Below are 25,864 nucleotides of genomic sequence, written 5' to 3'. Positions count from 1 at the left end.
CTAGTCAATCACATAACCTAGGGAATGAAGAACATTATTCATAAACGATTGTGTGTAAAAGAACATATCTTCACGATTAGGTTCTTGGAACACATCATGACGCGCTTCTTTCCACAGCTTATATTGCAACTCTGATAAATTTTGCGCAAATGCCCATCGACGTGCGAATTCACGATCTGTTATACGATCGAGTTCTCCTGTATGTAGCAAAAACGGCACATCTTGTATGATTAGATCCGGTTGCATAACTGATTTCATAAGAGTCTGCAATTCACGATACCAGCTACCTGACACCACTGGCACATATAATGGATCTTCCTCAAATTTCTCTAAAAACTCAGGATCACGTGATAATTGATCTACTGTGATTTCGTGGTCCACGGTTGTATTTGGGGACCATTTTGTCAGCATCTTTGCACGCATCGGCGGGTTATGTTCTAAGTGTAGCCAAGGTGATGTACAAATAACACCTGCACATTCAATATGTTCCATTTGTAGTAAACGCATAAGGAACGTTGCACCCATACCATGTCCAAATAAAAACAAAGGTAAATCATATTCCAAGCCCGTACGAATCATTTTCTTAATAAATCTACGATAATCTTTAAATGCTTCTGCGTGAACTTCCACACCTTCTATACCATGTCCCGGTAAATCCCCAGTCACCACATGAAATCCTTCATTTCTTAGTTTTTGAACTAACCATACATAGCGGCGATGATGTTCATATGCACTGTGAACAATTACTACGACTGCTTTTGCCTTTCCTTCTGCTTCCCATTTCCACACGGACATCACTCCTTATCTAACTATCTTATTCTATTAATTACATTATTATGTATCGTAAATTCCAAATGTTTGATACGATAAATTATACATGATTACAGTAGAAAAGAGGAGATTTGATTGATTTATCCATACGAAGGTAAAATGCCAGAGATCGACCCTTCCGTTTATATAGCGGATTACGTCACAATTTCAGGAGATGTGACGATTGGACCCGAGTCATCCATTTGGTTTAATACAGTTATTCGCGGAGATGTTTCTCCAACAATTATTGGAGCAAAAGTAAATATTCAAGATTTCTGTTGCTTGCATCAAAGTCCACGATTCCCACTTATTTTAGAAGACAATGTATCGATCGGACATAAAGTGATGTTACATAGTTGCACAATCAAAAAAGGCGCACTTGTCGGAATGGGCGCCACTGTGTTAGATGGTGCTGAAGTTGGAGAAGGTGCTTTTATCGGTGCGGGCAGTTTAGTGACGCCTGGAAAGAAAATTCCTCCGAACACATTAGCACTTGGCTCTCCAGCACGTGTGGTACGTGAATTGACGGATGAAGATCGTGCCGATATGACACGAATCGTCAATGAATATGCGCGAAAAGGACAATTGTATAAAGCGTTGCAAGACTGATTGTACACAATAAAAAAGCAGCCCGAGAGCTGCTTTTTTTGCATTCAACTTATTTCCATCCTACTTGATTCATTAATTCTACAGCTTTCGGATTATATGTTCCGTAGTCTGCAAAGTCCACTTTTTGTGGAGTGAATGTTCCCCAGCTCGCCATTACTTCTGGTAGCTTTGCTTCAGCATTTACTGGGAACTCATAGTTTTCTTTTGAAATTTGTTCTTGTGCTTCTACAGTTGTTAAGTACTCAATCAACTTCACAGCATTTTCTTTGTTTTTACTATGCTTAACTAAACCTGCGCCACTAATATTAATATGTGTACCCGTTGTTTCTTGGTTCGGGAAGAATACGCCGATTTGGTCAAATACTTTTACATCTTCTGCTTCGTCTGATACTGACATACGACCTACATAATAACTGTTCATAATTGCAACGTCACCCACACCTGCAACGATTGCACGTGCTTGATCACGGTCTCCACCTTCAGGTGCACGTGCTAGGTTGTTCGCAATTCCTTGCGCCCACTCTTTTGCTTTTTCTTCACCGTCAAGTGCGATTAATGATGCCATTAATGATTGGTTATAAAGACTGTCAGATGAACGGACAAGCAACTTGCCCTTCCACTTATCTGTCGCTAAATCTTCGTACGTAGATAACTCTTCAGGCTTTACACGGTCTTTCGAATAAACGATGACGCGCGCACGAGTAGATAAACCAATCCATTGGTCGTCTGTGTCGCGAAGGTCTGCGGGAACACGTTCGTCAATTTCTGCGGATTCAACCGGTTGTAATAGTCCCTCTTCTTTCGCTGTGTTCAAAATCCCACCGTCGACTGTCATAAATAGATCCGCTGGTGTATTTTGTCCTTCACGCTTCAAGCGCTCGATCAATTCAGGTGCTTTTGCTTCGATTACATTTACTTTAATGCCCGTTTTTTCTTCAAAGTCGGCATATAGGATAGCGTCTACGTCATAGTGTCTAGCTGTATAGACATTAACTTCGCCACCTGTTTTTTCTTCTTCTTTTGCGGTCTCTTCTGTTGTTGTCTCTTCTTTTGCAGGTTCTTCTGTTTGTTCCTTTTTGTCAGAACTTGAGCTACATGCTCCTAAAATTGCTGCCATCAGCAATAGAGCAAATGCCCATAATAAAGAATTTTTCTTCAACTTATTTCTCCCCTTGTCTTTTGTTCCCATCCAAACAAATCATTTGATAATGAGAATCGTTTTCATCTACATGAAAATCATAATACATATCTAAGAAAAAAGCTAGCACTTTTTTGTTTTTTTCTGAATAAATTCAAAAAAAATAAGCCCAACATATATTGGACTCATTTAAAACTGTAGACAAAATAAATTAAGCAGTGAAGCGAAGTGGAAAGCGGCGACTTCGGCGAGCATCAGCTTGGCCCCTCCCGAAACGCGTCCGCCTAGAAAACAGAGTAATGGTATCGTCTCCCTAATTTCTCTCTTTCCCTTCTTAAACTGATACTGTTTCTTTTTCTGCTCCAACGTATGTTGCACAATCAATATAAATCGTTCGATCACAAATCGCATCTACATCGGCTTGATCGTGTGAGACAAATAGACACGTAATATTTGCTTTTTGAAGAATGTCACGTACTTCCATTCGAATTAGCGATTTTAAATTCGTGTCTAGGTTACTAAACGGTTCATCCATCAATAAAATGGATGGTGCTGGTGCTAAGGCTCTAGCTAATGCAACTCGTTGTTGCTGTCCCCCACTCAGTTCATGCGGATAGCGTTTGGCGAATTCCTGTAGTTGGACTAGTTCAAGCATTTCCCCTAGACGTTCTTTTCTTTCTGAGCGTTTCAATTTATGTAACCCAAAACAAATATTTTCACACACTGTCAGGTGAGGAAATAGTGCGTAGTTTTGAAACACCATGCCGACGCCACGCTTTTCCGCTTCGATATACGTTCGATCCCCTACAATCAGTCGCCCGTCTAACTCAATACTACCTCCCGTCGGATCTTCTAGTCCCGCGAGTAATCGTAATAACGTACTTTTCCCACTACCACTTGCCCCGACAATACCAACAATTTCCCCCTGTTCAATTGAAAGCGAGAAATGGTCAATGACGGGATTCTGTTTTCTGGAATAGTGAAATGATAAATTTTGAATTTGAACGAACATAATAGTCACTTCTCCTCGAATCGTAATATTAATATCACCGACAGGATACTTAGGCAAATGAGCAGTAACGAAGATGGAGCTGCTTCATAAATCCGCTCATCAATCGCATATTGATACGTTCTTGTAGCGAGCGTATCAAAATTAAATGGACGTAATAATAACGTCAGCGGCAATTCTTTCATAATTTCCAGAAATGCCAAAGCGAATCCGATTAAGATTGACCCACGCAATAAAGGAAACTCTACTTTCCAGAATGTATACGTCAATCCTCTACCAAGTAAGAAAGACGCTTCCCGATAGGACGGTGGAATTTTCGTATAACCAGATTCTACGGCATTGAATCCTTGTGCCATAAAACGAATCACATACCCCGTAATCAACATCGCAATCGACAAACTTAGCACCAGTGTCCCCGATTCTACTCCTAGAAGTTTCGGATATAGAAACGCTAACTTTTCGTCTAACGTAATAAACAATGCCAGCACACCGATTGCTACGACTGCGCCAGGAACTGCATAGCCTGACGTCATCACGCGAGCTAACAAGTTTGAAGACATTGACGGATAGAGATTAATCGTACGGGCAGCCAAAATCGCAAAGAAGCTAATGATTAACGCACCAATGAAAGCTGCGAATAAACTATTCGCCATTAAGCTGAAAAAGTCAGCTCGCCACACTTTTTCGTATGTTTTTAATGTCCAATGAATCAACTGTATAAACGGGATTAAAAACGCAGCGAAGAAAGTAGCCAAGCAAACTAGTGTCGTTGCCCAAGCGGATAATCCACGAAGTTTTTTTCTCGCGAGCGGTCTGCTTTGCGTCACATTCGTATCATATTTTCGACGTTTGCGTAAAAATCGCTCGAGCATGAAGACTCCTAAAATGATGATAAGTAACCAAGCAGCTAAACGCATCGCTGCATCGATATCATACATACCGAACCAGGTTTGGAAGATGGCCGTCGATATCGTACGCACACCAAAAAAGCTCGCAACCCCATAGTCACTTAATACTTCGAAAATGATTAACATCGCACCTGCAATAATTGCAGGTCGTGCAATTGGTAGTACTAATCGGAAAAACAACTGGAATCCATTCAATCCCAATGTTTTCGCACTCTCAATATAGGTAGAACTTTGTTTTTCAAAGTAGTGTAACGTGATCATATACACATATGGATACAAGAATAACGTCAAGACGAAAATCGCTCCACGCATTGACATAATTTCAATCGTTCCTGGTGTAAATTGATAATCGAGGTGATTACGGAAATATGATTGAATGATTCCTGTATAGCTCGTCATCGTGCTGTACGTATAAGCTGCGATATACGGTGGAATTGCTAAAGGTAAAATGAGCAACCACTTAAACTGCTTACGTAATGGAAATTCATATGCCGCCACAATCCACGCTAACGTAAGACCAATCACAGTAGATAAAAACCCTACAGACCCTACCAAAAGTAATGATCCTTTAATATAATCAGCAAGTAAAAACTCTTTAATATGTTGCCAGTTCTCGCTCGTCGGCTGGAAGAAGCTCAGAATGACATATGCGACAGGCATCACGATAATTATTGCGCCAAGCATTGTCACGATAAACCAGCTATTCGTACGACGGCGAAGTTCTCGTAACCAAATAGATTTATTCATTATGTATACAACCAACTTTACTGTGCCCAAAGGCGATTTTTAGTGACACTCGATTACTTAATTAACTAATGATTTTCATTCTCAATTATATAGTAATTTATAAAACTGTCCACCATTTTCACAACAATTCAACAAATTTATTGTTTTTCTGATATTTCTTTTAAGCTTCTTCCAATGAACAAAAGGAGCTATCACAAGAAATCGTAGGTGTCGACTTCCGCGTAGCTCCTTCTATTATACTAATTTCTCGCCTTCTCGTCTAAAGAAGCCGAATATCCCGACAGTCTGAACAATATTCGTAAAGGCTTGTGGATCTGTTTCGTTAATAATACGTTCAAGGTCATATAATTCATAACGTGTTATGACGACATAAAGCATATTTTTATCTTCTTTTGAATACGCGCCTTTTGCTGGTAAAATCGTAATACCACGCACCATTTGACGATGAATCGCTTGTTGCAGTTCGTCTGCTTGCCTCGTTATAATCATCGCTGTAACTTTTTCATGACGCGTATGGATCATATCAATGACTGACGTTGTCACATAAAGAGCAATCATTGTATATAATGCATTTTCTGGCTCGTATAGAAACCCTGCAACTAAGATTAAAATCCCGTTTAAGACTAAAAAGTACATACCGATTGGTTTATCTTGCATACGCGATAAAATCATCGCAACGATATCCATTCCACCAGTAGAAGCACCTAACTTTAGTGAAATACCTACCCCAACCCCTGCCAATACACCGCCAAATACTGCATTCAACATAATATCATCCGACATCGAACGAATTGGCAGTAACTCTAGAAACAATGTAGTAAATGCGACTGAAACGATACTGTAGATGGTGAAACCTTTACCTACTTTAAACCACCCAAGAATAAACACTGGAATATTGAATAGTAACAACAAAATACCAGTACCAATCATAATATCCAATTGATCCGTTAAGATACTCGAAACCAACTGCGCAGCACCTGCAAAGCCACTCGCATAGACATTAGCATTGATTAGAAAGAAATTTAGCGACAAAGCCGTCAGAAACGATCCTAAAATAACGACTGCAATTCGTTTTGCTTCAATAAAAAACATAGTAACCTCCTATGGTAAATAACAATATTATGCACGAACTAGATTATAACGATTCTCTCCTCTAATTGGTACCCATAAACAAAAATAAGTGTATCTTTCTTTATTCTACCCAATCATTTCATCTTCTTGCTGAATAAAATTCAAAGTATTTCATCTATATGTAAGTCGGTTTAACTAAGTCGGTAAGTGGCTATAGTGAGAGTGGGAATCGAGGAGGAAATGCACTATGAACGAAAAGAAAAATCTATGTGATACGAAACGGGACCAAGTCATTGAAGAACTTGTTTCGAATGGGGTATTTAAAATTGATGGCAAGCAATTGTACGAGTTGCCGCTTCAGTTACTGATGCAGGAATATGAAACATTCGGCAATCCAGAAGCACAGATGTAATGAAAATGTTAGACAAATAACAAGAGACGTCATTGATTCATTTGGTGACGTCTTTTGAGCTTTCATACATTAACTAATGTACTACCTAATTACACATAGACGATTTATTCTCGTTAAAAAGGGTAGATTAATACTATAGTTAGAAAAACACGTTACCATCCTTTTAAAACAAAGGAGAGGATATTTTTGTTTGGCTTAAAAGATCTTTTTATGCTGATAATCTCTGCATTTATTATTTTACCTGTTACGAAGTTTAATCGGGAGGCTAGTTACTTCATTATATGTAGTTTATTCGGAGTAAAGAATCCTAGGTTGACCATTGGATCAGGACCAAGACTTTTCAAATGTAAGTTTATAGATATTAGAAAGTATTACCACGTACACAGCTGGTTCACATTTGATTCCATCCGATCAAATAATACATTCGCCTATATATGTATTTATGCAGGTCCGATTCTTATCAATTTCATCCTAGCGTTAACGATCAATGCACTTCTTGCAAATGGTTATTTAGAAGAAGGCGAGAAGTTTTGGAATATATTCATCTTCTATTCTTTATACTTTGTCTTATACGATGCGATTCCAATGAATACAGTAAATGGAAAACCTAATAATGGGATGATTATTTACGAACTTCTCCGTTATGGCAAACGAGTAGACTATAATGCAGAACCTTTGATTGTTGGGACTACAGAAGCTGAAGAAGAACATCATAAAGAAGTAAAGGTATTTGAGGAAACTAAAAAAAAGATTAGGAAGTAGAAAGTTTAAGGAAAGGATGAAGAACTATGATCGTACGTGTCCATGAAGAAGAATTTATCATGATTGAACAACATATTCACGGTCAATTGGCTAAAGAACTAATGAGCCATTGGGATGTTGACATGTTTCCAAAGGATAAGTGGCGGGATTCTATATTAACTGCCATTTCCAATCATGACATCGGCTGGTCCCCTTTTGACCGCCAACCTTTTTGGAACGACACGAAATCAGCACCTTACAGTTTTACGAATTTTCCTTTATTGCCTAAAATAGTTTTGTACCGACAAGGAATCGACAGCGTAGAAAAAATAGATAACTATGCCGCAATGCTTTGCAGTTTACATTATGAGCAATTTATTCAAAATAGCGAGGGGATAGAAGCCAAGCAATTCATTGAACAAGAGCATAAACGGCGTGAACGATTGGCTGCTCAAGTAATTGGTTTCGATCCCGAGTTGTTTGAAAAACACTACGCCTTACTACAGCTTGGCGATAACTTTTCACTGTATTGTTGCGTGAATGATCCAGGTGTAAAAAAAGAAGATGAACATCCATTCTTTCAAAACGGCATTCCTTCTCCAAAAGTCTTCCGAAAATTGCCCACTGAAAGAATAGCTATTCACTTTACAGATAATAAAACGATTACAGTACAAGACTTCCCTTTTACTAAAGCGTTCACAGTGCAAGTGAATCAACGAACTGTATGTAAAAAGACAATAGCTGCGATAGGACTACAATCCGCTTATGACAAGGCTGATGACGAACGCATAACGTTGCATTTCGCAAAAGAATAAGTAGATGCTTATTGAAATTCTATACAAAAAAGCTGTCGCAAGAAGTCATAACTTCTTGGACAGCTCTAGCCACGATTATTGTTTAATGCTTGCTTTACTAGCCAATTCCTTCAACGCTTCTACTTTATCTGTCTGCTCCCACGGCAAGTCAATATCCGTACGGCCAAAATGACCATAAGCAGCTGTTTGTTGGTAGATTGGGCGACGAAGATCAAGCATTTTGATAATGCCTGCAGGACGTAGATCGAATAGTTCGCGTACGAATTCAACCAACTGTGATTCAGATTGACGACCTGTATCAAATGTATTGATAGAAATCGAAACCGGGCTTGCGACACCAATCGCATAAGCCAATTGAACTTCACAATGATCCGCTAATCCCGCCGCTACGATATTTTTCGCAACATAACGTGCCGCGTACGAAGCGGAACGATCCACTTTCGTTGCGTCTTTACCAGAGAATGCACCGCCACCATGACGAGCATATCCGCCATATGTGTCAACGATGATTTTACGTCCAGTCAGACCTGAGTCTCCCTGAGGACCACCTACTACAAAGCTTCCTGTCGGATTAATGAAGTATTTCGTCTGCTCGTCCAATAACTCCTTAGGTACTACCGCATCGATGACTACTTCTTTTATATCCTTCTCGATTTGCTTAAGTGTTGCTTCTGGATGATGTTGAGTTGAAATAACGATTGTATCGATTCGTAAAGGATTGTTATTTTCATCATATTCTACAGTTACTTGCGTTTTACCGTCAGGACGTAAATATGGAATTAAATCTGTTTTACGTGCTTCAGCCAATCGGCGTGCTAATTTATGCGATAAGCTGATTGGTAAAGGCATTAATTCCGGTGTTTCATTACAAGCATAACCAAACATCAATCCTTGGTCACCTGCTCCGATTGCATCTAATTCTTCATCAGACATGGAACCTTCACGAGCTTCTAGTGCTACATTGACACTTGCAGCGATTTCTGGTGATTGTTCATCAATAGAAGTTAAGACAGCAGATGTTACGTAGTCAAAGCCGTATTTCGCACGCGTATAGCCAATTTCTCTCACTGTATCGCGAACAACTTTAGGTATATCTACATATGTTGTTGTTGTAATCTCACCCATTACTAGAACTAGTCCTGTTGTAATGCTTGTTTCACACGCCACACGTGCATTTGGATCTTCCATTAAAATTGCATCTAAAATTGCATCGGATATTTGGTCGCACATCTTGTCAGGATGGCCTTCTGTAACTGACTCTGATGTAAACAGTCGACGGTTTGTCATTTTGTTTCCCCCTATATTAAGCAACATGATACGGTACTCTCATTAGTCCCCGGTAAAGTTCCACGCCTAGACGTCAAGCATATACCATATGGATTCAGGGCTATACAATATAAAAAGCCCTTCACTCATATTCAATCCATGAGTAAAAGGCAAAGTTTCACGCGCAGCACCTTTCACTCTTATCGTCCAAGGAATTTAACCTTGCTTCAGGTTTGGCACCTTCGCGCTAGACTATTGTCTTTTGCAGGTTGCCGGGTTTCACAGGGCCTGTACCCTCCACCAACTCGGGATAAGAGTATCCGTTCATGTCACATCTTATAAAAAAGTTTGGATTTTGTCAATTTATTTCTTCAAAATCACTTGAGTTTTGAATTAGGATAGATTATTATTCTTAATGTGTTATACTATTTACGAATTAAGATGTTCTACTTAAATAAAAAATAAAACGACTACACAAAGGACGGTATGTAAATATGATTTCTGCAAAAATTGATGATAGTTTAAAAAGTCTTCTAAGTGGAAGCAACGTGACAATTCAAGCGTCAGTGGCTCAATTAACTGAAAAAGCTATAAGCAGAGGAGAAGCTCAACTTACAGCAGATGGCGCAATTGCGGCACGTACCGGAAAATATACAGGACGCTCTCCTAAAGACAAATTCATCGTCGAAGATGCAGTGTCTATAGATAAAGTGGATTGGGGAAGCTTAAACCGTCCCATTTCTCCTGAAGCATTCGATTCATTATACACGAAAGTCATCGATCATTTGAAGGAAAAAGATGAATTATTCGTTTTCAAGGGATTTGCAGGTGCAGATAAGGATTCCCAGCTTTCTATTCAAGTGATTAACGAAAAAGCTTGGCAAAACCTGTTTGTTCACCAATTATTCATCCGCCCTACTGAAGAAGAGTTACAAGCTCATGAATCACAATTCACGATTTTGGCTGCTCCTTCATTCAAAGCAGATCCAGCTGTGGATGGCACAAACTCTGAGACATTCATCATTTTGTCTCTTGAAAAGCGCATTGTCTTAATCGGTGGAACAGAATATGCTGGAGAAATGAAGAAATCTATTTTCTCTGTTATGAACTTTTTGCTACCTGAACAAGATATCCTTTCCATGCACTGTTCTGCAAACGTTGGAGAAGAAGGCGATGTAGCACTATTCTTCGGTCTTTCTGGAACTGGTAAAACTACGCTTTCTGCAGATTCTGATCGGAAGTTAATCGGTGACGATGAGCACGGCTGGTCTGACAACGGTGTATTCAATATCGAAGGCGGATGCTACGCAAAATGTATCAACTTAAGTCAAGAAAAAGAGCCTGAAATCTTCGGTGCGATACGTTTTGGTTCCGTTCTAGAAAACGTTGTACTAAACGAAGAAACACGAGTACCTGATTATGATGATAAATCATTGACTGAAAACACACGGGCTGCTTACCCAATCGAAAATATCGATAATATCGTGACACCATCTGTTGCAGGTCACCCGAAGAACATCATTTTCCTAACAGCTGATGCTTCTGGGGTACTACCTCCAATCTCGATTTTGACAAAAGAGCAAGCAATGTACCACTTCCTGAGTGGTTTCACATCTAAACTTGCTGGAACAGAACGTGGTATCACAGCACCTGAACCAACATTCTCTACATGCTTCGGTTCTCCATTCTTGCCACTTCCTGCAGCAACTTATGCAGAAATGCTTGGTAAGAAAATCGATGAACATGGTTCAAAAGTATTCCTAGTCAACACAGGTTGGACTGGCGGTGTGTTCGGTGTAGGTTCACGTATGAATTTAGGTTATACACGTACAATGGTTCGTGCCGCAATCGCAGGTAAATTGGATAACGTTCCTACGAAAAAGAATGAAATTTTCGGATTGGAAATGCCTCTTGAAATCGAAGGCGTACCTAGCAACGTACTACACCCACGCTATGCTTGGGAAGATCCAGCAGAATACGACAAAGAAGCCACTCGTCTAGCAGCTGCTTTCCGTGAAAACTTCAAGAAGTTTAACCATGTATCTGAAGATATCGCAATTAAAGGCGGACCTATCGCTTAATTTTACCTATACAAAAGCCATGCATTATTTGCATGGCTTTTTTCTGTTTATTGCCTCTGTCGTTTCATCCAATCTACCGCATCCTTAACGAGCTTGCGATTCATTTCTGGTGGTATATAGTGCGTGTAGCCTTCTAAATACCACGTTTCATACATTTTATTGGCATCACGTAGCGCATTTTCGAGCAACAACGCTTGTTCAAATGAAACATTCTTATCTAACGTACCATGAATAATCAACGTCGGAATATCAATATCTTCTATCCGGAATAAAGCCGTTCGTTCTCTATAAGCATCGGGTAGATTATTAGGTGTACCACCAATGACTCGCTTCATCATCCGCCGCATATCTTTTCGTTCCTTATACGTAAAAACGACATCTGACACACCAGCCCATGTCACCAGTGATGTAAGATCCTCCCGCAAAATAGCAGTCCATAATGCCATAATACCTCCGCGAGAAAAGGAGAATAAATGAATACGTTCTGAATTGGTTGTGGATTGCTGTTTTAAAACTTCTACACCCGCCACTGCATCATTGCGATCGTCTCCAGCGAATTCATCCTTGCCTTCTCCCCCCCGATTGCCCCGATAATAAGGTGCGAAGACGACTAATCCACGAGAAGCAAATTGAGCGATACGTGCAGGACGCACCATCCCTACATGTTGAATACCACCACGCAAGTATAATAATCCATCATAATGACCAGCTACTTTAGGTGTTGCTAGCATCCCTTTCACACGCAAACCATCTGACCAATACATTATCTCTTCTAGTCGTACGCTCGGATTCGGGGATGGATAGTCCCTTCGTTTAATGATCGTGCCATTAGTCTGTTCGACCATTCGCTTCCACCCACTTCCTGAGTTCACCCATTCCGCGATCTTCCATATGGAAACTTAAATCTGTACACGCATCTAATTCAGCATCAGTCATCCAAACTAAGCCTTCTGTTTCCATTAACGTATAATCTTTTTCAATACTCGTAACCCTTCCTGTAAAAACTGCTTTACAAAATGGCGGCTCAGTAAAGACGACATATTCAGCAAATGATTGCACATTTTCAATCGCCACACCCGTTTCCTCTAATGTTTCACGGATAGCGGCTTCTTCAATCGTTTCACCAAGTTCTGCCTTTCCACCCGGGAACTCAACTCCCCGAATACGATGCTTTGTCAGCAACCATCGACCCTCGTGCTTGATCACGACAAGTACATGGCGCGATTCTATTTGGTGTTGATTCGGTCCAAACGTCAATTCGACATTGGCTCCTTGTAAATCTTCAAATTTCAACAAATGGCTCACGTCCTTTACTCTAGTGTAGCGGAAAAGGACGTAGTGAATCAACGAAAGAAAGGCAGTTTCTCGATAAAACGCTTCGTTTCATCGTCCGTGTATTCATGGATCAACGCGTAGACTTTCATCATTCGAAGATCAATGTCGTGATTGTCTCGGTCGTAATGATAAGGAATATAAGGTAAGTGAGAACGTAGGAAGTTTCGGAATTCTAGACGATCCATCTGGGAAAATAATCTTTCAAAAACGGGATATGCTTCCCTTGGTACTTCTACTTTGTATTCCCATGGTGATGAATAAGGATCGATGAGTACTTGTTTATGGTTGATGGATACATACATCGTATAGGTCTCGCTCATAATCAGCCTACTTTCTTTTTATCGTAGTATGGCTGGAAACGGAAAATTCATTCAATGGAAATTTCAATAACCTATTAACAGTAAACGTTAATAGGCCGAGTGTTGTTATTCCCCTTGTTCCTCGTAAACGACTTTTTCAACTGCTAGTGCTACGTTGATGTGGACGTTAGGATCAAGTGGGTGTGGTACTAGATCGTCACGTTTTGTACTTTCTACGATGGCAAGAGCCGCTGCGATAAGCATTGAATAAGTGATCGATTTTGCATTTGCGTTTAATGCGCCGCGGAAGATGCCCGGGAAGCCGAGGACGTTATTGACTAGGCGTCCGTCTGCTGCGTAGGCTGCGCCTGCTTCTAGCGCTACGTCGGGTGCAATTTCCGCATTTGGATTCGACAACGCCAAAATGATTTGCCCTTTGCGTACCATTTCTGGTTTGATCAAGTTTGCTACACCTGTTGTCGCAATGACTAAATCACAAGTCGCCATAATTTCTTCCATCGATTCTACAACCGTACCACCATAATCAGCTAGCATCTTTGTAGCCTTTGGATTCGGATCGGTTCCTTTCATTTCATCGACACCATAAGCCATAAACATTCTGCTAATCGCAAGACCTGCTGCCCCTAAACCGATTTGACCGACTGAAGAATTAGCTAGATCTACACCGACATGTTTGCATGCTGTTAAAGCGGCTGCTAATGCAACGACCGCTGTTCCATGTTGATCATCATGCATGACAGGGATTGGTAATTCTTTTTTCAAACGTTCTTCAATCTCAAAACAATGTGGTGAACCGATGTCTTCCAATAAAATTGCACCGAAGCCTTGATAGATATGTTTGATGGTTTCAACGACTTCGTCAGGATCACTTGTATTTAGTAAAATAGGAATCCCACTAATACCAACGAATTGATCAAATAGAACAGCTTTCCCTTCCATTACAGGCATACCAGCTATTGGACCGATATCGCCTAGACCTAAAATGGCAGTTCCATCCGTAACAATCGCTACTGTATTGGAAATCCCCGTAAAGTAGTTTGCTTGCTCCGGGTCCTTTTGAATCGTTTTACAAACACTAGCTACACCTGGCGTATAGACTCTACGCAAATCTGCTAATGAACGAATTTCTGTAGTAGCTTTCATGTGAATCTTTCCACCTTCGTGCGCTTGAAGAACATCATCTGTTACTGCATGCACTTTAATCCCGTGTTTTAAGTTTTCAACTGCTTCCACAATTTCAGCTAAGTGTTCCTTATCATTACACTGCAAACCGATTTCTCTAATAGTCGAAACCGTCCCTACCTTGATTGTTTGGATGTCTCCAATATCTCCACCCAATTGTCCAATCGCCATCGTCACTTTCCCCAGATTCCCCGGTCTAGAAGGCGTTTCAATAATTAAATTTCGTAAAAATTGTCCCTGTGCCATATCTGGTCAACCTCCTATATACTATGTATCGTTATGCTATATAAACTCCCTACTGTCTATAGGAAAAAACACACATCTCTCATCATAGGAGATGTGTGTTTACCAATCAAGCCTTGATATCCACGGATGCCCCTTTATAAAGATGCCGGACAGGCTGATTTTCCAAACTATTCAGCATTTCGGTAACCGCAGAAGTTTCCATCGAAAGAGCTTTCGTCATTACACTCATTTGAACGGTCGATTGCAAACTTCTCAATTGACTGGACATGATTGAATTAATATCCATTTCGTTCACTCCTTCCACTACTTCACTTCTTACTATCGGTTATTTTCATGCTGTTTGAAGGTTATTATTCATTTGTTTCGCCCAAAAATGCATTAAGCATCCATTGATGTTTTTCAATGCTTTGGTAAACTGCGTTCAACATATCTTCTGTCATACCATCTGAATCTTTTGCTGCAAGATCCATACCTTTTTTCAAGGACTTCATGATCTTATCAAAATCATCGACTAATGCTTGTACCATATCATTCGCTTTCTCGGTTCCCTTTGCTTCACTCACTACAGATGTTTCCAAATGCTCTGCTAACGTAGCCGTCGGTTCGCCACCTAATGTCAACACACGTTCAGCGATTTCATCCATGTGTAGCGTCGCTTCGTTATATAATTCTTCAAATTTAGCATGCAATGTGAAGAATTGATTGCCCTTTACGTACCAGTGATAATTATGCAACTTCGCGTACATAACTGACCATGTAGATACTTGTTTATTTAACTCCTGGATTAATTCTTTCGACATAAAAAAACACTCCTCTAAATAGTTATAAGCTTCTCTCTTTTAATTTACCACGTAACTCGGTAAACTAAACCTACTCAAATCGGAAGGTGATTATTATGTTAAAGAAAGTCTTATTACTATTCATCCGCTTTTATCAAAAGTTTATATCCCCTATGTTTCCGCCGTCTTGCAGGTTCTATCCGACCTGCTCACATTATGGTGTAGAAGCGATTGAAACACATGGTGCAATAAAAGGTAGTTATCTTGCAGTCATGCGGATTTTAAAATGTCATCCTTTTCATAAAGGTGGATTTGATCCCGTTCCTAAAAAAAAGAAAATTAAATAATAATGTAGGTTGCAAACGTAAACTGTATCTTGTATGATAAGGAAGTTATCTAAATAGTAATCATTCCGATTAACATTGTGGAGGCTTTATGAAATGAAAAAACGTATTGCATTATTGGCTACTGCTTTACTGCTTGTGTTAAGTGGCTGTACGAATAAAGCAACGGATGAAAAAGACATTACTTCATCCGAAAAATTGCTAGTCTATACTACAGTCTATCCGCTACAATACTTCACCGAGCGCATTGGTGGAGAATTTATTGACGTACAATCCATCTACCCACCCGGAACGGATGAACATGTCTTCGAACCAACACAAAAGGATATAATGTCATTAGCGAAAGCGGATCTATTCTTCTACATAGGACTCGGTTTGGAAGGCTTCGTTCAAAAAACCGAAAAGACGTTACAAAAGGAAGATATTCAATTCATTCCCATTGCAGATTCCATTGATCCTGAAAAATTAGCACCTGGTCATTCCCATGAAGGGGAAGGGCACGAAGATCATGAAGAGCACGAAGCGCACGAAGAAGAGGAACACGAAGATCATCACCATGATTCAGCAGTCGATCCGCACGTCTGGATTTCTCCTTATTTAAGCACATTGCTAGCGGAAAAGATTAAAGATGAATTATCAGATGAACTACCTGAACATGCAGAACAATTTCAATCAAACTTCGAAACGTTATACGATGAACTTGTAAACCTTGACCGCGAATTCAAAACAATGGCTGATGCTGCGCCAAATAAAACATTCTTCGTATCCCATGCAGCATTCGGTTATTTAGCTGATACGTATGGATTGCAACAACTCGCTGTATCTGGTCTAGATTCGCAAAATGAACCTTCACAGAAACAGTTGGCTAGCATCGTCCAAGAAGCGCAAAAGAAAGATATTAAGTATATTTTATTCGAGCAAAACGTGAGTTCGAAGTTAGCAGAAGTCATTCAAAAGGAATTGAATGCTGAAACGTTGACGCTCCACAATTTGAGCGTACTGACGAATGAAGACCTTGGGAACGAGGAAGATTATTTTTCTTTGATGGAACGGAATTTAGATGTATTAAAAAAAGCATTAAGTAATTAACAGCGGAATTGCTTCCGCTGTTTTTTTATAGCCAGTTTTTCAATTCAAAACGCATAAGTTTATTCGAAGCATTGCGCGGTAACTCGTCAACGAATCGAATATCTTTCGGTAGCTTATAGCGTGCTAGTCGTGTTTCACAGAAATCCAGCATTTCTTTTTCTGTCACGGACTCACTGACGAGGAATGCGACAGGTACGTGGCCCCATAGTTCATCCTCTTTGCCGCATACTCCTGCTTCTCTAACTGCAGGATGGGCTAGCAAAACATTCTCAATCTCCGCGGGGTAAATATTTTCACCACCTGAGATGATTAAGTCTGCTCGTCTATCTACAATGAACAAATAACCTTCTTCGTCTACGTATCCTACATCCCCTGTAGCTAGCCAACCGTCTTCAGTCAATGGGGAACATTCCTTTTGGCTTCCGACATAGCCAGGCGTCACGTGAGGGCCCTTTATAAGCACTTCCCCTACTTCTCCTGCTTGTGCTGCCCCTTTAATTGAAATTTGATTGAAAAATAAAGGTTTACCTGCTGACCCCAATTTACGTCTAGCTTCTGCTTTACCAAGGGTCGTAGTTTGTGAACACGTTTCCGTCATGCCGTATGTTTGAAGAATAGGTAATCCAAGCGCACTTGCCCGTTCCAGATAATCTAGCGGCACTGACCCGCCACCAACTAACATTGCGCGGAATGAAGAATGGGTTGTCATATTCTCTGTCTCCATCACACGAACAATTTGATCCAACGTCAGTGCAACGACTGACATAGCCGTGACGTTTCCTGCCGCAATTTGCGTAGCGGCCTCTTTTGCATCAAATTTCTCGTACAATCTCATTTCCATTCCATAAATTACCGAGCGGATGATAATCGACAATCCACTAATATGAAATAACGGCATCATACAGAGCCATGAGTCTTTTTCCGTCAATCCTAAATTTAAAACAGAAGCTAATGCACTTGCAGTATGATTACCCGCTGTCTGGCGCACACCTTTTGGTACACCTGTCGTACCAGAAGTATACATTATCGATTGTGTTTGATCTTCTTCCCACTGTTTTACTAGTACGTAGGCTTTCTGTTCACGCTGACGAACCTCTGAGAACTTTACACAAACTATGCCGTCAAGTGTAGTAAATTCCGTGTCATCCACGAGTAAAAATTCAGCCTGCGCATCCTCTACATGCCAACGTAACTCTTGCTCTGTCAATCGATTATTGAGGCAAACCACTTCTAGCCGCAGTAGCCAGCACGCATGGATAAATAACACCGTCTGCTCATTGGACTGACTAAGTAAAGCTACTCTATTTCCCGGCTGTATACCGACATGATGCAGCTGTTGCGAAATTTCAAGCGACTCTTTATACAACTCCCCAAACGTCCAATGTCTAACACCGCAAACCAAAGCAGACGCATCGGGAGTCAACTTCGCCCGCTGATAAAGCCAATTAGGAATGATCATCTATATCCCTCCAAATAATTTTTCATAATGAAATAGCCGCCTAGGTATAGGCAGCTTTCCAGTTGTTTAAGGGAAACGTGGGAATTGATCGAAGTCTGGTGTACGTTTTTCTTTAAACGCATCGCGTCCCTCTTTCGCTTCATCCGTTGTGTAATAAAGAAGCGTAGCATCTCCAGCTAATTGCTGAAGTCCAGCTAGACCATCCGTATCTGCGTTCATCGCCGCTTTCAAGAAGCGCAATGCAGTCGGACTCTTACTTAACATTTCTTCACACCATTGCACCGTCTCATCTTCCAGTTGCTCGTAAGGAACGACTGTGTTGACTAGCCCCATGTCAAGTGCTTCCTGTGCGTCGTACTGGCGGCACAAGTACCAAATTTCACGCGCTTTTTTATGGCCGATAATACGCGCTAAATAACCAGAACCATAGCCCGCATCAAACGAACCAACAGTTGGTCCAGTTTGTCCGAAACGCGCGTTATCTGCAGCGATTGTTAAGTCACACACAACGTGAAGTACGTGACCGCCACCGATTGCATAACCTGCTACCATTGCGACAACCGGCTTAGGAATTACGCGAATCAAACGCTGTAGATCCAATACGTTCAAGCGTGGAATTTCGTCCTCTCCTACGTATCCACCGTGACCACGAACGGATTGATCGCCTCCTGAACAGAATGCTTTCTCTCCTTCACCTGTTAACACGATTACACCAATTCTGTTATCATCTCGTGCACGTGAAAATGCATCAATCAATTCCATTACCGTTTTCGGTCTGAATGCATTTCGCACTTCAGGACGATTGATCGTGATCTTAGCGATACCGTTGTACATTTCATATTTAATATCATCGTATGTACGTAGTGATTCCCATTGACGCGTCATAATTAATTCCTCCTCAATTCTATACTTTCAAATAGCTCTTTATCATTGTAGCAAATTGTCGCGGTTTTTCCACATGAATTGCATGCCCCGCATCTTTTATCGTTTCATGCTGCACATTGGGCAAGTGTTTTTCCATTTCCCGGGCAATTGTTACAAACTTCGTATCTTCACTACCCGTTAGCAAAAACACGGGAAGCTCTATACGTTTTAAGTCATCCCAGTACGATCGCTGACTTCCTGTACCAATTCCCCGTAAACTATTTGCCAAACCGATTGTCTGTTGACTCAAACGTTCAGTACGCACCGCAAGTCGCTGTTCATCCGACAGCTTTTTCTGCGAATGAAATAACGGAATGTCCTGCCAAAAGTTTACAAACTCTTTAATACCTTCACGTTCGATTCGTTCTGCTAATTTTGCATCTGCCTCACTACGTGCCTGACGTTCCTCATCCGTACGTAATCCAGGTGAACTACTTTCGAGAAGTAAACTAGCCACTTGATCAGGATAGGTTGCAGTATAACCGAGTGCCACGCGTCCACCCATCGAATAGCCGAGTACTATCGGACGTACAATCTGTAATTCTTCGAGTAGCTGATGCAAGTCCTCAATTTGTTCATCCATACGATAACGTGCCGGATCTATCGGGGCTTCTGTTCGTCCATGCCCTATTAAATCGACAACCACTACTTGGTACGTTGCAGACAGTATTTTAATCACTTCCTGCCATGTAGACGTCGAACCTGTAAAGCCATGGAGTAACAGAATCGTAGGTGATTGTCCGTCTCCATGCCGCTCAACATACGTTTTTATTCCACGAATTTCGCGTAGTTCAGCCTTCACTTTGCTCCACCCTCTTCACAATTTCACGCCAGACAGATCGATGCGCTTCTACATTCTCTGCACGATTTGTAAACACTTCAATAATCCGCAAATCTGCAGTTTTAGATGCCTGCAATGAACTTTCAAATGCATCCACTGAAGACGCTGCATCATATTGTGCTTCGTACATTTCGGCTATATGATTAAACGTCAAATTTGTCGGTGTGCCAAATAGCATTTCATAATGATTTTCAATTGACGATTGCGGTAAGTAAGAGAAAATCCCGCCACCATTATTATTTATAACAACAATCGTCAGATCAGTCTGTTGCAGTCTAGAAATGATCAAGCCATTGACGTCATGTAAAAATGCTATATCTCCAATCAATAAATAGGTAGTGCGTTTGCGACCCTGTTGGATGCCGAGTGCTGTTGATACCACGCCATCGATTCCATTCGTGCCTCGGTTACAAAATAGCGCAATATCTCGATCCGTCGCTTGGAAATACGTATCTAAATCACGAATCGGCATGCTACTGCTACAAACGACATCCGATTCATTCGGTAAATTCGCAATGAACTGACGAACGAAATGTCCTTCGTCTCCCACAAATTGTTGATCTTCATTTAGCACGTTGCTTGAAATCTGATTGGCTTGAATCCAACGCGTCGTATAATCTGTTCGTTCCAACTGATTATACGCCATTTGGCATACTGTCTCCGCAGACACTTGCAAGTGATGCGTTGTAAGCAATAGTGGATCACGATAGTTTGGTGATTCGTCCACTACAATATATGTTTCCGGACGCGTTTTCTTCAAGAATAACAATAAAGGTTTAGATATCGGTTGCGGTCCAAAGCGAATCACACAGTCCGCCTTCACCTCTTCACTAAATGCTTCACTCTTTAACAACGCATCATACTGATCGATACATAGGTCTAGACAGTCAGCAGGTACTTCAGAACGAAGATTAGATAGCGGATCACATAATACTGGCCACTGAAGCGCCATAGCAAATGTCCAGAACAACTCTTTATCCAAAGTAGCAGGCTGTTCACCGACAATAATAATCCCGCGCTGTGATAGAGAAATGGCTTGCTGCAAGACATCTTTCATTTGTTGAGAAAGTGTCAAATCCCCCACTACATGTTGCTGGAATCTCCCACTAGGCACTTGCTGATGAAAATCTATTAGCAGTGGTTCACGAAACGGTACATTGAGATGAACGGGCCCTTGTGGCATAGTCTTCGCAACAGAAAGAAGACGAATTGTTCGATGTTCCATGTACGAGAGAATATCTGCACGATCCTCCGGTATAGGGAAATCTACACTTTCTTTCACATGTTCACCAAACATACGAATCTGATCGATCGCTTGCGGCGCACCTATTTCACGTAACTCATGCGGACGATCTGCCGTAATAACAATCAGCGGTAAGCGCGCATAATAAGCTTCAGTCACGGCCGGATGATAATTGGAAGCGGCTGTTCCAGATGTACAAAGCAACACAACTGGCTGTCCTGTCGCTTTAACTAAACCAAGCGCATAAAACGCAGCCGAACGTTCATCCGTATGAATATACGTCTGCATCGCTTCGGACTCTGAAAATGCATAGGCAAGTGGTGTCGATCGTGAGCCTGGACTGATGACCGCTTGGTTGGCCCCTTGTTTAATTAATGCCTCTGTTAATCGATAGACATAATGCGTTAATCCCGATTGATGATCAATCATGTAAACGTCCCCCAAGCGCCCGTAAAACAGGGCGGAACTTCACCCAAGTTTCCGCATATTCTTCCGTTGGTGTAGAGTCAGCTACAATACCCCCTCCAGCGTATAAATAAGCATCTTTGCCAATCAATAAACCTGAACGAATGGCAACAGCAAACTCCCCATTACCCGCTGCATCTGTCCAACCAATCGGTCCTGCATAAAAACCGCGATCCATCTGTTCTTCTTCACGAATCATTTCAAGCGCCTTAGTACGTGGAACCCCACCTAAAGCAGGCGTCGGATGGAGAGCTTCTACTAGACGGAAAATATCCATATTCTCCGCTAGTTTCCCTTCAACCGGAGTAAATAAATGTTGAATGTCGCGTACTTTCAGCAACTTCGGCGTTTTATTTACTTGTAGTGACGTACAAAACTCCGAGAATACTTTCGTAATCATATCGACTACATATTGATGTTCTTCGCGATTTTTTTTATCACGCAATAGAATTTCACCGAGTTGCTGATCTTCTTGCGCCGTTTTTCCACGTTCAATCGAACCTGCTACACATGCTGAATAGGCTTGTCCATTAGAAATCTCTACAAGACGTTCCGGAGTTGCACCAAAGAACATCTCTTGACCAATCTGTAATCCAAAATGGTAGCTTGCAGACTGTTCATTTGTAATCGCATGTAACGCTGCAGCTTTTTGGAACTCCTTTTCAAAAGTAAGTTTGATTTTCCGCGCAATCACGACTTTTTCAGCTACTTGCTCTTTAATTTGAGATGTAACCCGTTTCACTGTTTTCATATAGCGATCCGTCTCGAGTTCTGTCTGTTTCACAACATCCGGCTTCGCTGTCAAGGTGAACTCCTCCACTTGCGCTATGTGAATCAAGCGGTCACGTTCATGACGCAATGCTTCAAAATCGGAAGCTGCTTGCGGTTCTTCTGTTAGATAATTAATGGAGACATACGTCTTCCCTTTTTCAATCTTCATTTGGAATAATGGTACCGAAAAATAAGCCGCTGGAAAAGAATTCCATTCATCATCTTGTCTTGTTTGCGGGTCAAAGGAGAATCCACCAAATAACACGGGATTCATATCCTTCTCTTCTTTGATCAATCCATCACATAAAGCTTTCCACTGCAATGAAATCGATTCAAAACGATTGTCATCCGCTGTTAAGACAGTTGCTTGTCCTAAACCAACCAGCTTTACTGTTTTATCTGCATTCTGCCAAAAAAATCGGTCTTCTCCATAATGTGAATGACCCGCTTCAAAAAAGGCTAATGGACTAAGCGTTTCCACTTCTATTGTTTCCGTAAAAAAACGAGCATTGTTTCCTGTAGCAGAAACCATATTTGCTCGATCGGTCAACTTCCAATTCATCCTATTCTCTCCTTCTGTCGTTCCAGATGTTTTTGTCATGTTCGTCCGTTTATGTTCTTCGGTCGATAAGTACCTCTATTCTATCACAACGGACGCTTGACGTAATATGATAATGTCTTCCACCGATTGAGGTCATTCGACAATTACAATTAGATACTCTCCCAACATACCTAACCAATTGATTTTGTTGTATAATGGCTTATGATGACTATATATTTAAGGAGAGATTACCCGTGCAACATACAATAGAAACAGATACCGGCTGGCGTGTTTGGTGGCAACTCACTAGACCTCATACATTGACCGCGGCATTCGCTCCCGTCTTTTTAGGTACAATGATCGCACTTCAATACGGCCCCCTGCATTTGCCGTTATTTTTGGCTATGCTAACAGCGAGCCTATTCCTACAAATGGCAACCAATATGTTCAATGAATACTACGACTTCAAGCGTGGACTGGATGACGAATACTCCATTGGAATTGGTGGCACGATTGTCCGCAATGGTGTCCAACCAAAAACGGTATTGAATTTAGCTTTGCTGTTATACGGCTTATCCGTTCTACTTGGTATCTATATCTGTATGGAAACCTCTTGGCTTCTTGCACTTGTAGGATCCGTCGCGATGTTAATCGGCTATTTATATACAGGAGGCCCCTATCCGATCGCTTACACACCCTTTGGTGAACTAGTTTCAGGATTCGTAATGGGCATGCTATTAATCTTAATTGCATTCTACATTCAAACAGGCACAGTCACAGGTAACGCGATTCTCTTATCTGTACCGAGTATGTTACTTGTTGGAGCAATTATGTTGGCAAATAATATACGTGATATCGTAGGCGATAAAAAAGGCGGACGCAAAACTTTAGCGATAATAACCGGTCGTTCAACCGCTGTTAAAATTCTAGCTTCATTCTTTATCACTTCCTACTTATGGATTATTATTCTCGTACTAACCGGCCATGTATCCACTTGGGCTTTACTCGTATTACTTAGCATCCCCAAACCGCTACAAGCCGTTAAAACGTTCAGACTGTACGAACAACCCATCCAAGTCATGCCCGCAATGAAAAACACAGGCGTAACGAACACATTATTCGGTCTACTTCTAGGTATCGGAATTTTAATTGCTCATTTCATTTGAATAATCACTAACAGAAACGTCTACACTGCAAAAGGTAGGCGTTTTTTGCTGAAAAGGTTTACCTATCCTTCATCTAAGGAATAACTGAAGTAATAAAGCTTTCATGAATCTGTTAGACAATCAAGAAAGCCAAGGGAAGGGATCGTGAAGATATTGTTAACTACACAACAACTAGATCAATTGAAAAATGATTTGAACGCCATGGAAGAACGTTTATCGGAAACAACGGGCGAAACAGAAATCTTAAAGTCAGCACAAGAAGATGTTGGAGAGCTATCGATGTACGATAATCACCCAGCTGATATGGGAACAGAGTTATATGAACGTGAAAAAGACCTCGCATTGAATACCCATGCAGTGGATGAGTTAGAAAAGGTAAAGCATGCCCTACAAGCTATTAAAGAAGGTACGTATGGTATCTGTGAAAAATGCGGAAAGGAAATACCGTATGAGCGTCTAGAAGCAATTCCTTACACCACTGTTTGTGTTGAAGATGCAGAGAAAGCCGTACCAGACGATCGACCTGTTGAGGATGATATATTAATCATGGCGGAGCCAAACTCCTTCGCTGAACGCCGATCCGGTGCTTCACGCGATTATGAAGACAGCTTTCAAGAAATCGCAAAATCAGGTACATCCGAAACACCTTCAGACTTTATAGGTAATGAAAATCGAGATTATGATGATCTATACGATGAAGACAATGAGGAACGTGCAGAAGAATACGAAAAAACACTAGATGATGAAGGGTTAGGATCTCCTTAAGACGATCTTCCTTATCAAAAGGAAAATCGTTATGTAGAGGATGAAATGTACTATACAAGAAGCAGCTTCTATTACAGATGTTGCTTCTTGTATATTCTCTAGTAAACAAAAAAAGATTCATTACACGTTTGTGTAATGAATCTTTTTGGTATGACCCCTACGGGATTCGAACCCGTGATACCGCCGTGAAAGGGCGGTGTCTTAACCGCTTGACCAAGGGGCCAAAAGTATATGGCGGAGAAGGAGGGATTCGAACCCTCGCACCGCTTTCGCGATCTACACCCTTAGCAGGGGCGCCTCTTGAGCCACTTGAGTACTTCCCCATAAGTTAATTGGCTCCGCAGGTAGGACTCGAACCTACGACCGATCGGTTAACAGCCGATTGCTCTACCACTGAGCTACTGCGGAATGGTGGGCCTAAGTGGACTCGAACCACCGACCTCACGCTTATCAGGCGTGCGCTCTAACCAGCTGAGCTATAGGCCCCAAATTGGAGCGGGTGAAGGGAATCGAACCCTCATCATCAGCTTGGAAGGCTGAGGTTTTACCACTAAACTACACCCGCATAAATGGTGGCTCAGGACGGAATCGAACCGCCGACACAAGGATTTTCAGTCCTTTGCTCTACCGACTGAGCTACTGAGCCACAATGTAATGATTTCATAAAAATGGCGGTCCCGACGGGAATCGAACCCGCGATCTCCTGCGTGACAGGCAGGCATGTTAACCGCTACACCACGGGACCTTGGTTGCGGGGGCAGGATTTGAACCTACGACCTTTGGGTTA

At 41.3% G+C, this 25,864-nt stretch carries 26 protein-coding genes, 7 tRNA genes and 1 riboswitch; of the genes, 9 read left to right on the top strand and 24 right to left on the bottom strand.

Going from position 1 to position 25,864, the window contains the following annotated elements:
* Entirely contained in the window at window positions 1-795 is a 795-nt protein-coding gene (locus tag CSV79_RS07370; RefSeq protein ID WP_099688395.1) for an alpha/beta fold hydrolase, read from the bottom strand.
* A gap of 111 nt (window positions 796-906) precedes the next feature.
* Between CSV79_RS07370 and CSV79_RS07365 the strand changes: the two genes are divergently transcribed.
* Window positions 907-1,419: a gamma carbonic anhydrase gene (locus CSV79_RS07365; RefSeq protein WP_099688394.1), complete on the top strand. Its 513-nt coding sequence runs from the start codon at window positions 907-909 to the stop codon at window positions 1,417-1,419.
* A gap of 49 nt (window positions 1,420-1,468) precedes the next feature.
* Here the strand turns inward: CSV79_RS07365 and CSV79_RS07360 are convergent, their stop codons facing one another.
* The 4 genes from CSV79_RS07360 to CSV79_RS07345 all read right to left on the bottom strand — a co-directional run bounded on the left by CSV79_RS07360 (window position 1,469) and on the right by CSV79_RS07345 (window position 6,313).
* On the bottom strand, window positions 1,469-2,536 hold the full coding sequence (locus CSV79_RS07360) for a Fe(3+) ABC transporter substrate-binding protein (RefSeq protein ID WP_099688448.1): 1,068 nt from the start codon (window positions 2,534-2,536) through the stop codon (window positions 1,469-1,471).
* A gap of 355 nt (window positions 2,537-2,891) precedes the next feature.
* On the bottom strand, window positions 2,892-3,569 hold the full coding sequence (locus tag CSV79_RS07355; protein WP_233201393.1) for an ABC transporter ATP-binding protein: 678 nt from the start codon (window positions 3,567-3,569) through the stop codon (window positions 2,892-2,894).
* A gap of 5 nt (window positions 3,570-3,574) precedes the next feature.
* A complete protein-coding gene (locus CSV79_RS07350; protein ID WP_099688393.1) occupies window positions 3,575-5,221 on the bottom strand; it encodes an ABC transporter permease in 1,647 nt (548 codons plus the stop codon).
* A gap of 234 nt (window positions 5,222-5,455) precedes the next feature.
* Window positions 5,456-6,313: a YitT family protein gene (locus CSV79_RS07345; RefSeq protein WP_099688392.1), complete on the bottom strand. Its 858-nt coding sequence runs from the start codon at window positions 6,311-6,313 to the stop codon at window positions 5,456-5,458.
* A gap of 226 nt (window positions 6,314-6,539) precedes the next feature.
* Here CSV79_RS07345 and CSV79_RS07340 point away from each other — a divergent pair, with 226 nt between their 5' ends.
* The 3 genes from CSV79_RS07340 (at window position 6,540) to CSV79_RS07330 (ending at window position 8,260) form a co-directional block, all read left to right on the top strand.
* The gene (locus CSV79_RS07340; RefSeq protein ID WP_099688391.1) at window positions 6,540-6,704 is read left to right on the top strand and encodes a Fur-regulated basic protein FbpA; all 165 of its coding nucleotides are present in this window, start codon (window positions 6,540-6,542) and stop codon (window positions 6,702-6,704) included.
* A gap of 186 nt (window positions 6,705-6,890) precedes the next feature.
* On the top strand, window positions 6,891-7,466 hold the full coding sequence (locus CSV79_RS07335; RefSeq protein ID WP_099688390.1) for a hypothetical protein: 576 nt from the start codon (window positions 6,891-6,893) through the stop codon (window positions 7,464-7,466).
* Between the two features lie 26 nt (window positions 7,467-7,492).
* Window positions 7,493-8,260 (top strand): DUF3891 family protein, encoded by a 768-nt coding sequence (locus CSV79_RS07330; protein WP_099688389.1) that lies wholly within the window; start codon window positions 7,493-7,495, stop codon window positions 8,258-8,260.
* A gap of 75 nt (window positions 8,261-8,335) precedes the next feature.
* Here CSV79_RS07330 and metK read toward each other — a convergent pair whose 3' ends face one another.
* A complete protein-coding gene (gene metK, locus CSV79_RS07325; RefSeq protein WP_099688388.1) occupies window positions 8,336-9,547 on the bottom strand; it encodes a methionine adenosyltransferase in 1,212 nt (403 codons plus the stop codon).
* Window positions 9,548-9,723: 176 nt separating this feature from the next.
* Window positions 9,724-9,843: riboswitch (SAM riboswitch) on the bottom strand.
* A gap of 177 nt (window positions 9,844-10,020) precedes the next feature.
* Here metK and pckA point away from each other — a divergent pair.
* The gene (gene pckA / locus CSV79_RS07320; protein ID WP_099688387.1) at window positions 10,021-11,607 is read left to right on the top strand and encodes a phosphoenolpyruvate carboxykinase (ATP); all 1,587 of its coding nucleotides are present in this window, start codon (window positions 10,021-10,023) and stop codon (window positions 11,605-11,607) included.
* A 47-nt stretch (window positions 11,608-11,654) separates the two neighbouring features.
* On the opposite strand, the gene CSV79_RS07315 is transcribed toward pckA, so the two are convergent.
* The 6 genes from CSV79_RS07315 to CSV79_RS07290 form a co-directional block, all read right to left on the bottom strand.
* A complete protein-coding gene (locus tag CSV79_RS07315) occupies window positions 11,655-12,452 on the bottom strand; it encodes an alpha/beta hydrolase family protein (RefSeq protein ID WP_099688386.1) in 798 nt (265 codons plus the stop codon).
* Window positions 12,436-12,903 carry an NUDIX hydrolase gene (locus CSV79_RS07310; protein WP_099688385.1) on the bottom strand — a complete coding sequence of 156 codons (468 nt, stop codon included), beginning with the start codon at window positions 12,901-12,903 and terminating at the stop codon, window positions 12,436-12,438. The genes CSV79_RS07315 and CSV79_RS07310 overlap by 17 nt, the downstream gene beginning before the upstream one ends.
* Window positions 12,904-12,950: 47 nt before the next feature.
* A complete protein-coding gene (locus CSV79_RS07305; RefSeq protein WP_233201392.1) occupies window positions 12,951-13,262 on the bottom strand; it encodes a transposase in 312 nt (103 codons plus the stop codon).
* A 105-nt stretch (window positions 13,263-13,367) separates the two neighbouring features.
* On the bottom strand, window positions 13,368-14,690 hold the full coding sequence (locus tag CSV79_RS07300; RefSeq protein WP_099688384.1) for an NAD-dependent malic enzyme: 1,323 nt from the start codon (window positions 14,688-14,690) through the stop codon (window positions 13,368-13,370).
* A gap of 106 nt (window positions 14,691-14,796) precedes the next feature.
* Complete coding sequence (locus CSV79_RS07295) at window positions 14,797-14,976, bottom strand: putative motility protein (RefSeq protein ID WP_099688383.1); 180 nt, start codon at window positions 14,974-14,976, stop codon at window positions 14,797-14,799.
* Window positions 14,977-15,040: 64 nt separating this feature from the next.
* Entirely contained in the window at window positions 15,041-15,490 is a 450-nt protein-coding gene (locus CSV79_RS07290) for a Dps family protein (RefSeq protein WP_099688382.1), read from the bottom strand.
* A 95-nt stretch (window positions 15,491-15,585) separates the two neighbouring features.
* Between CSV79_RS07290 and yidD the strand changes: the two genes are divergently transcribed.
* Both yidD and CSV79_RS07280 read left to right on the top strand, forming a co-directional pair.
* Window positions 15,586-15,816 carry a membrane protein insertion efficiency factor YidD gene (gene yidD, locus CSV79_RS07285; RefSeq protein WP_099688381.1) on the top strand — a complete coding sequence of 77 codons (231 nt, stop codon included), beginning with the start codon at window positions 15,586-15,588 and terminating at the stop codon, window positions 15,814-15,816.
* Window positions 15,817-15,909: 93 nt separating this feature from the next.
* Complete coding sequence (locus CSV79_RS07280; protein ID WP_099688380.1) at window positions 15,910-16,902, top strand: metal ABC transporter solute-binding protein, Zn/Mn family; 993 nt, start codon at window positions 15,910-15,912, stop codon at window positions 16,900-16,902.
* A 25-nt stretch (window positions 16,903-16,927) separates the two neighbouring features.
* On the opposite strand, the gene CSV79_RS07275 is transcribed toward CSV79_RS07280, so the two are convergent.
* From CSV79_RS07275 to CSV79_RS07255, 5 genes are all read right to left on the bottom strand, one after another.
* Window positions 16,928-18,361, bottom strand: coding sequence for an o-succinylbenzoate--CoA ligase (locus CSV79_RS07275; RefSeq protein ID WP_099688379.1), 1,434 nt, complete (start codon window positions 18,359-18,361; stop codon window positions 16,928-16,930).
* A 66-nt stretch (window positions 18,362-18,427) separates the two neighbouring features.
* Window positions 18,428-19,246: a 1,4-dihydroxy-2-naphthoyl-CoA synthase gene (gene menB / locus CSV79_RS07270; RefSeq protein ID WP_099688378.1), complete on the bottom strand. Its 819-nt coding sequence runs from the start codon at window positions 19,244-19,246 to the stop codon at window positions 18,428-18,430.
* A gap of 19 nt (window positions 19,247-19,265) precedes the next feature.
* Entirely contained in the window at window positions 19,266-20,087 is an 822-nt protein-coding gene (gene menH / locus CSV79_RS07265) for a 2-succinyl-6-hydroxy-2,4-cyclohexadiene-1-carboxylate synthase (RefSeq protein ID WP_099688377.1), read from the bottom strand.
* Window positions 20,077-21,798 (bottom strand): 2-succinyl-5-enolpyruvyl-6-hydroxy-3-cyclohexene-1-carboxylic-acid synthase, encoded by a 1,722-nt coding sequence (gene menD / locus CSV79_RS07260; protein ID WP_099688376.1) that lies wholly within the window; start codon window positions 21,796-21,798, stop codon window positions 20,077-20,079. Before menD ends, menH begins: the two co-directional genes overlap by 11 nt.
* Window positions 21,791-23,167 (bottom strand): isochorismate synthase, encoded by a 1,377-nt coding sequence (locus CSV79_RS07255; RefSeq protein WP_099688375.1) that lies wholly within the window; start codon window positions 23,165-23,167, stop codon window positions 21,791-21,793. The genes menD and CSV79_RS07255 overlap by 8 nt, the downstream gene beginning before the upstream one ends.
* A gap of 233 nt (window positions 23,168-23,400) precedes the next feature.
* On the opposite strand from CSV79_RS07255, the gene CSV79_RS07250 reads away from it, so the two are divergent.
* A complete protein-coding gene (locus CSV79_RS07250; RefSeq protein ID WP_099688374.1) occupies window positions 23,401-24,312 on the top strand; it encodes a 1,4-dihydroxy-2-naphthoate polyprenyltransferase in 912 nt (303 codons plus the stop codon).
* A 144-nt stretch (window positions 24,313-24,456) separates the two neighbouring features.
* Window positions 24,457-25,077, top strand: coding sequence for a TraR/DksA C4-type zinc finger protein (locus tag CSV79_RS07245; RefSeq protein ID WP_369824935.1), 621 nt, complete (start codon window positions 24,457-24,459; stop codon window positions 25,075-25,077).
* Between the two features lie 151 nt (window positions 25,078-25,228).
* Here CSV79_RS07245 and CSV79_RS07240 read toward each other — a convergent pair.
* From CSV79_RS07240 to CSV79_RS07210, 7 genes are all read right to left on the bottom strand, one after another.
* A tRNA-Glu gene (locus CSV79_RS07240) sits at window positions 25,229-25,300 on the bottom strand.
* Between the two features lie 9 nt (window positions 25,301-25,309).
* A tRNA-Ser gene (locus CSV79_RS07235) sits at window positions 25,310-25,400 on the bottom strand.
* 10 nt (window positions 25,401-25,410) lie between these two features.
* A tRNA-Asn gene (locus CSV79_RS07230) sits at window positions 25,411-25,485 on the bottom strand.
* A 1-nt stretch (window position 25,486) separates the two neighbouring features.
* Window positions 25,487-25,563: transfer RNA gene (locus tag CSV79_RS07225), tRNA-Ile, on the bottom strand.
* 5 nt (window positions 25,564-25,568) lie between these two features.
* Window positions 25,569-25,642, bottom strand: a tRNA-Gly gene (locus CSV79_RS07220).
* 5 nt (window positions 25,643-25,647) lie between these two features.
* A tRNA-Phe gene (locus tag CSV79_RS07215) sits at window positions 25,648-25,723 on the bottom strand.
* A 23-nt stretch (window positions 25,724-25,746) separates the two neighbouring features.
* Window positions 25,747-25,822: transfer RNA gene (locus CSV79_RS07210), tRNA-Asp, on the bottom strand.
* Window positions 25,823-25,864: the final 42 nt, after the last annotated feature.

It is taken from the genome of Sporosarcina sp. P13 (assembly GCF_002743055.1).
Lineage (GTDB): Bacteria > Bacillota > Bacilli > Bacillales_A > Planococcaceae > Sporosarcina.
Note: the sequence above shows the minus strand (reverse complement) of the source record. Positions and strands in the feature narration are given on the sequence as shown.

Coding starts and splice junctions, on each gene's coding strand:
- CSV79_RS07350 (WP_099688393.1), bottom strand. CDS start 5,221: ATGAATAAATCTATTTGGTTACGAGAACTTCGCCGTCGTACGAATAGC.
- CSV79_RS07280 (WP_099688380.1), top strand. CDS start 15,910: ATGAAAAAACGTATTGCATTATTGGCTACTGCTTTACTGCTTGTGTTA.
- CSV79_RS07345 (WP_099688392.1), bottom strand. CDS start 6,313: ATGTTTTTTATTGAAGCAAAACGAATTGCAGTCGTTATTTTAGGATCG.
- yidD (WP_099688381.1), top strand. CDS start 15,586: ATGTTAAAGAAAGTCTTATTACTATTCATCCGCTTTTATCAAAAGTTT.
- CSV79_RS07300 (WP_099688384.1), bottom strand. CDS start 14,690: ATGGCACAGGGACAATTTTTACGAAATTTAATTATTGAAACGCCTTCT.
- metK (WP_099688388.1), bottom strand. CDS start 9,547: ATGACAAACCGTCGACTGTTTACATCAGAGTCAGTTACAGAAGGCCAT.
- CSV79_RS07290 (WP_099688382.1), bottom strand. CDS start 15,490: ATGTCGAAAGAATTAATCCAGGAGTTAAATAAACAAGTATCTACATGG.
- CSV79_RS07275 (WP_099688379.1), bottom strand. CDS start 18,361: ATGATCATTCCTAATTGGCTTTATCAGCGGGCGAAGTTGACTCCCGAT.
- CSV79_RS07295 (WP_099688383.1), bottom strand. CDS start 14,976: ATGGATATTAATTCAATCATGTCCAGTCAATTGAGAAGTTTGCAATCG.
- menB (WP_099688378.1), bottom strand. CDS start 19,246: ATGACGCGTCAATGGGAATCACTACGTACATACGATGATATTAAATAT.
- CSV79_RS07360 (WP_099688448.1), bottom strand. CDS start 2,536: ATGGCAGCAATTTTAGGAGCATGTAGCTCAAGTTCTGACAAAAAGGAA.
- CSV79_RS07305 (WP_233201392.1), bottom strand. CDS start 13,262: ATGAGCGAGACCTATACGATGTATGTATCCATCAACCATAAACAAGTA.
- menD (WP_099688376.1), bottom strand. CDS start 21,798: ATGATTGATCATCAATCGGGATTAACGCATTATGTCTATCGATTAACA.
- CSV79_RS07330 (WP_099688389.1), top strand. CDS start 7,493: ATGATCGTACGTGTCCATGAAGAAGAATTTATCATGATTGAACAACAT.
- CSV79_RS07340 (WP_099688391.1), top strand. CDS start 6,540: ATGAACGAAAAGAAAAATCTATGTGATACGAAACGGGACCAAGTCATT.
- CSV79_RS07370 (WP_099688395.1), bottom strand. CDS start 795: ATGTCCGTGTGGAAATGGGAAGCAGAAGGAAAGGCAAAAGCAGTCGTA.
- pckA (WP_099688387.1), top strand. CDS start 10,021: ATGATTTCTGCAAAAATTGATGATAGTTTAAAAAGTCTTCTAAGTGGA.
- CSV79_RS07315 (WP_099688386.1), bottom strand. CDS start 12,452: ATGGTCGAACAGACTAATGGCACGATCATTAAACGAAGGGACTATCCA.
- CSV79_RS07255 (WP_099688375.1), bottom strand. CDS start 23,167: ATGAATTGGAAGTTGACCGATCGAGCAAATATGGTTTCTGCTACAGGA.
- CSV79_RS07355 (WP_233201393.1), bottom strand. CDS start 3,569: ATGTTCGTTCAAATTCAAAATTTATCATTTCACTATTCCAGAAAACAG.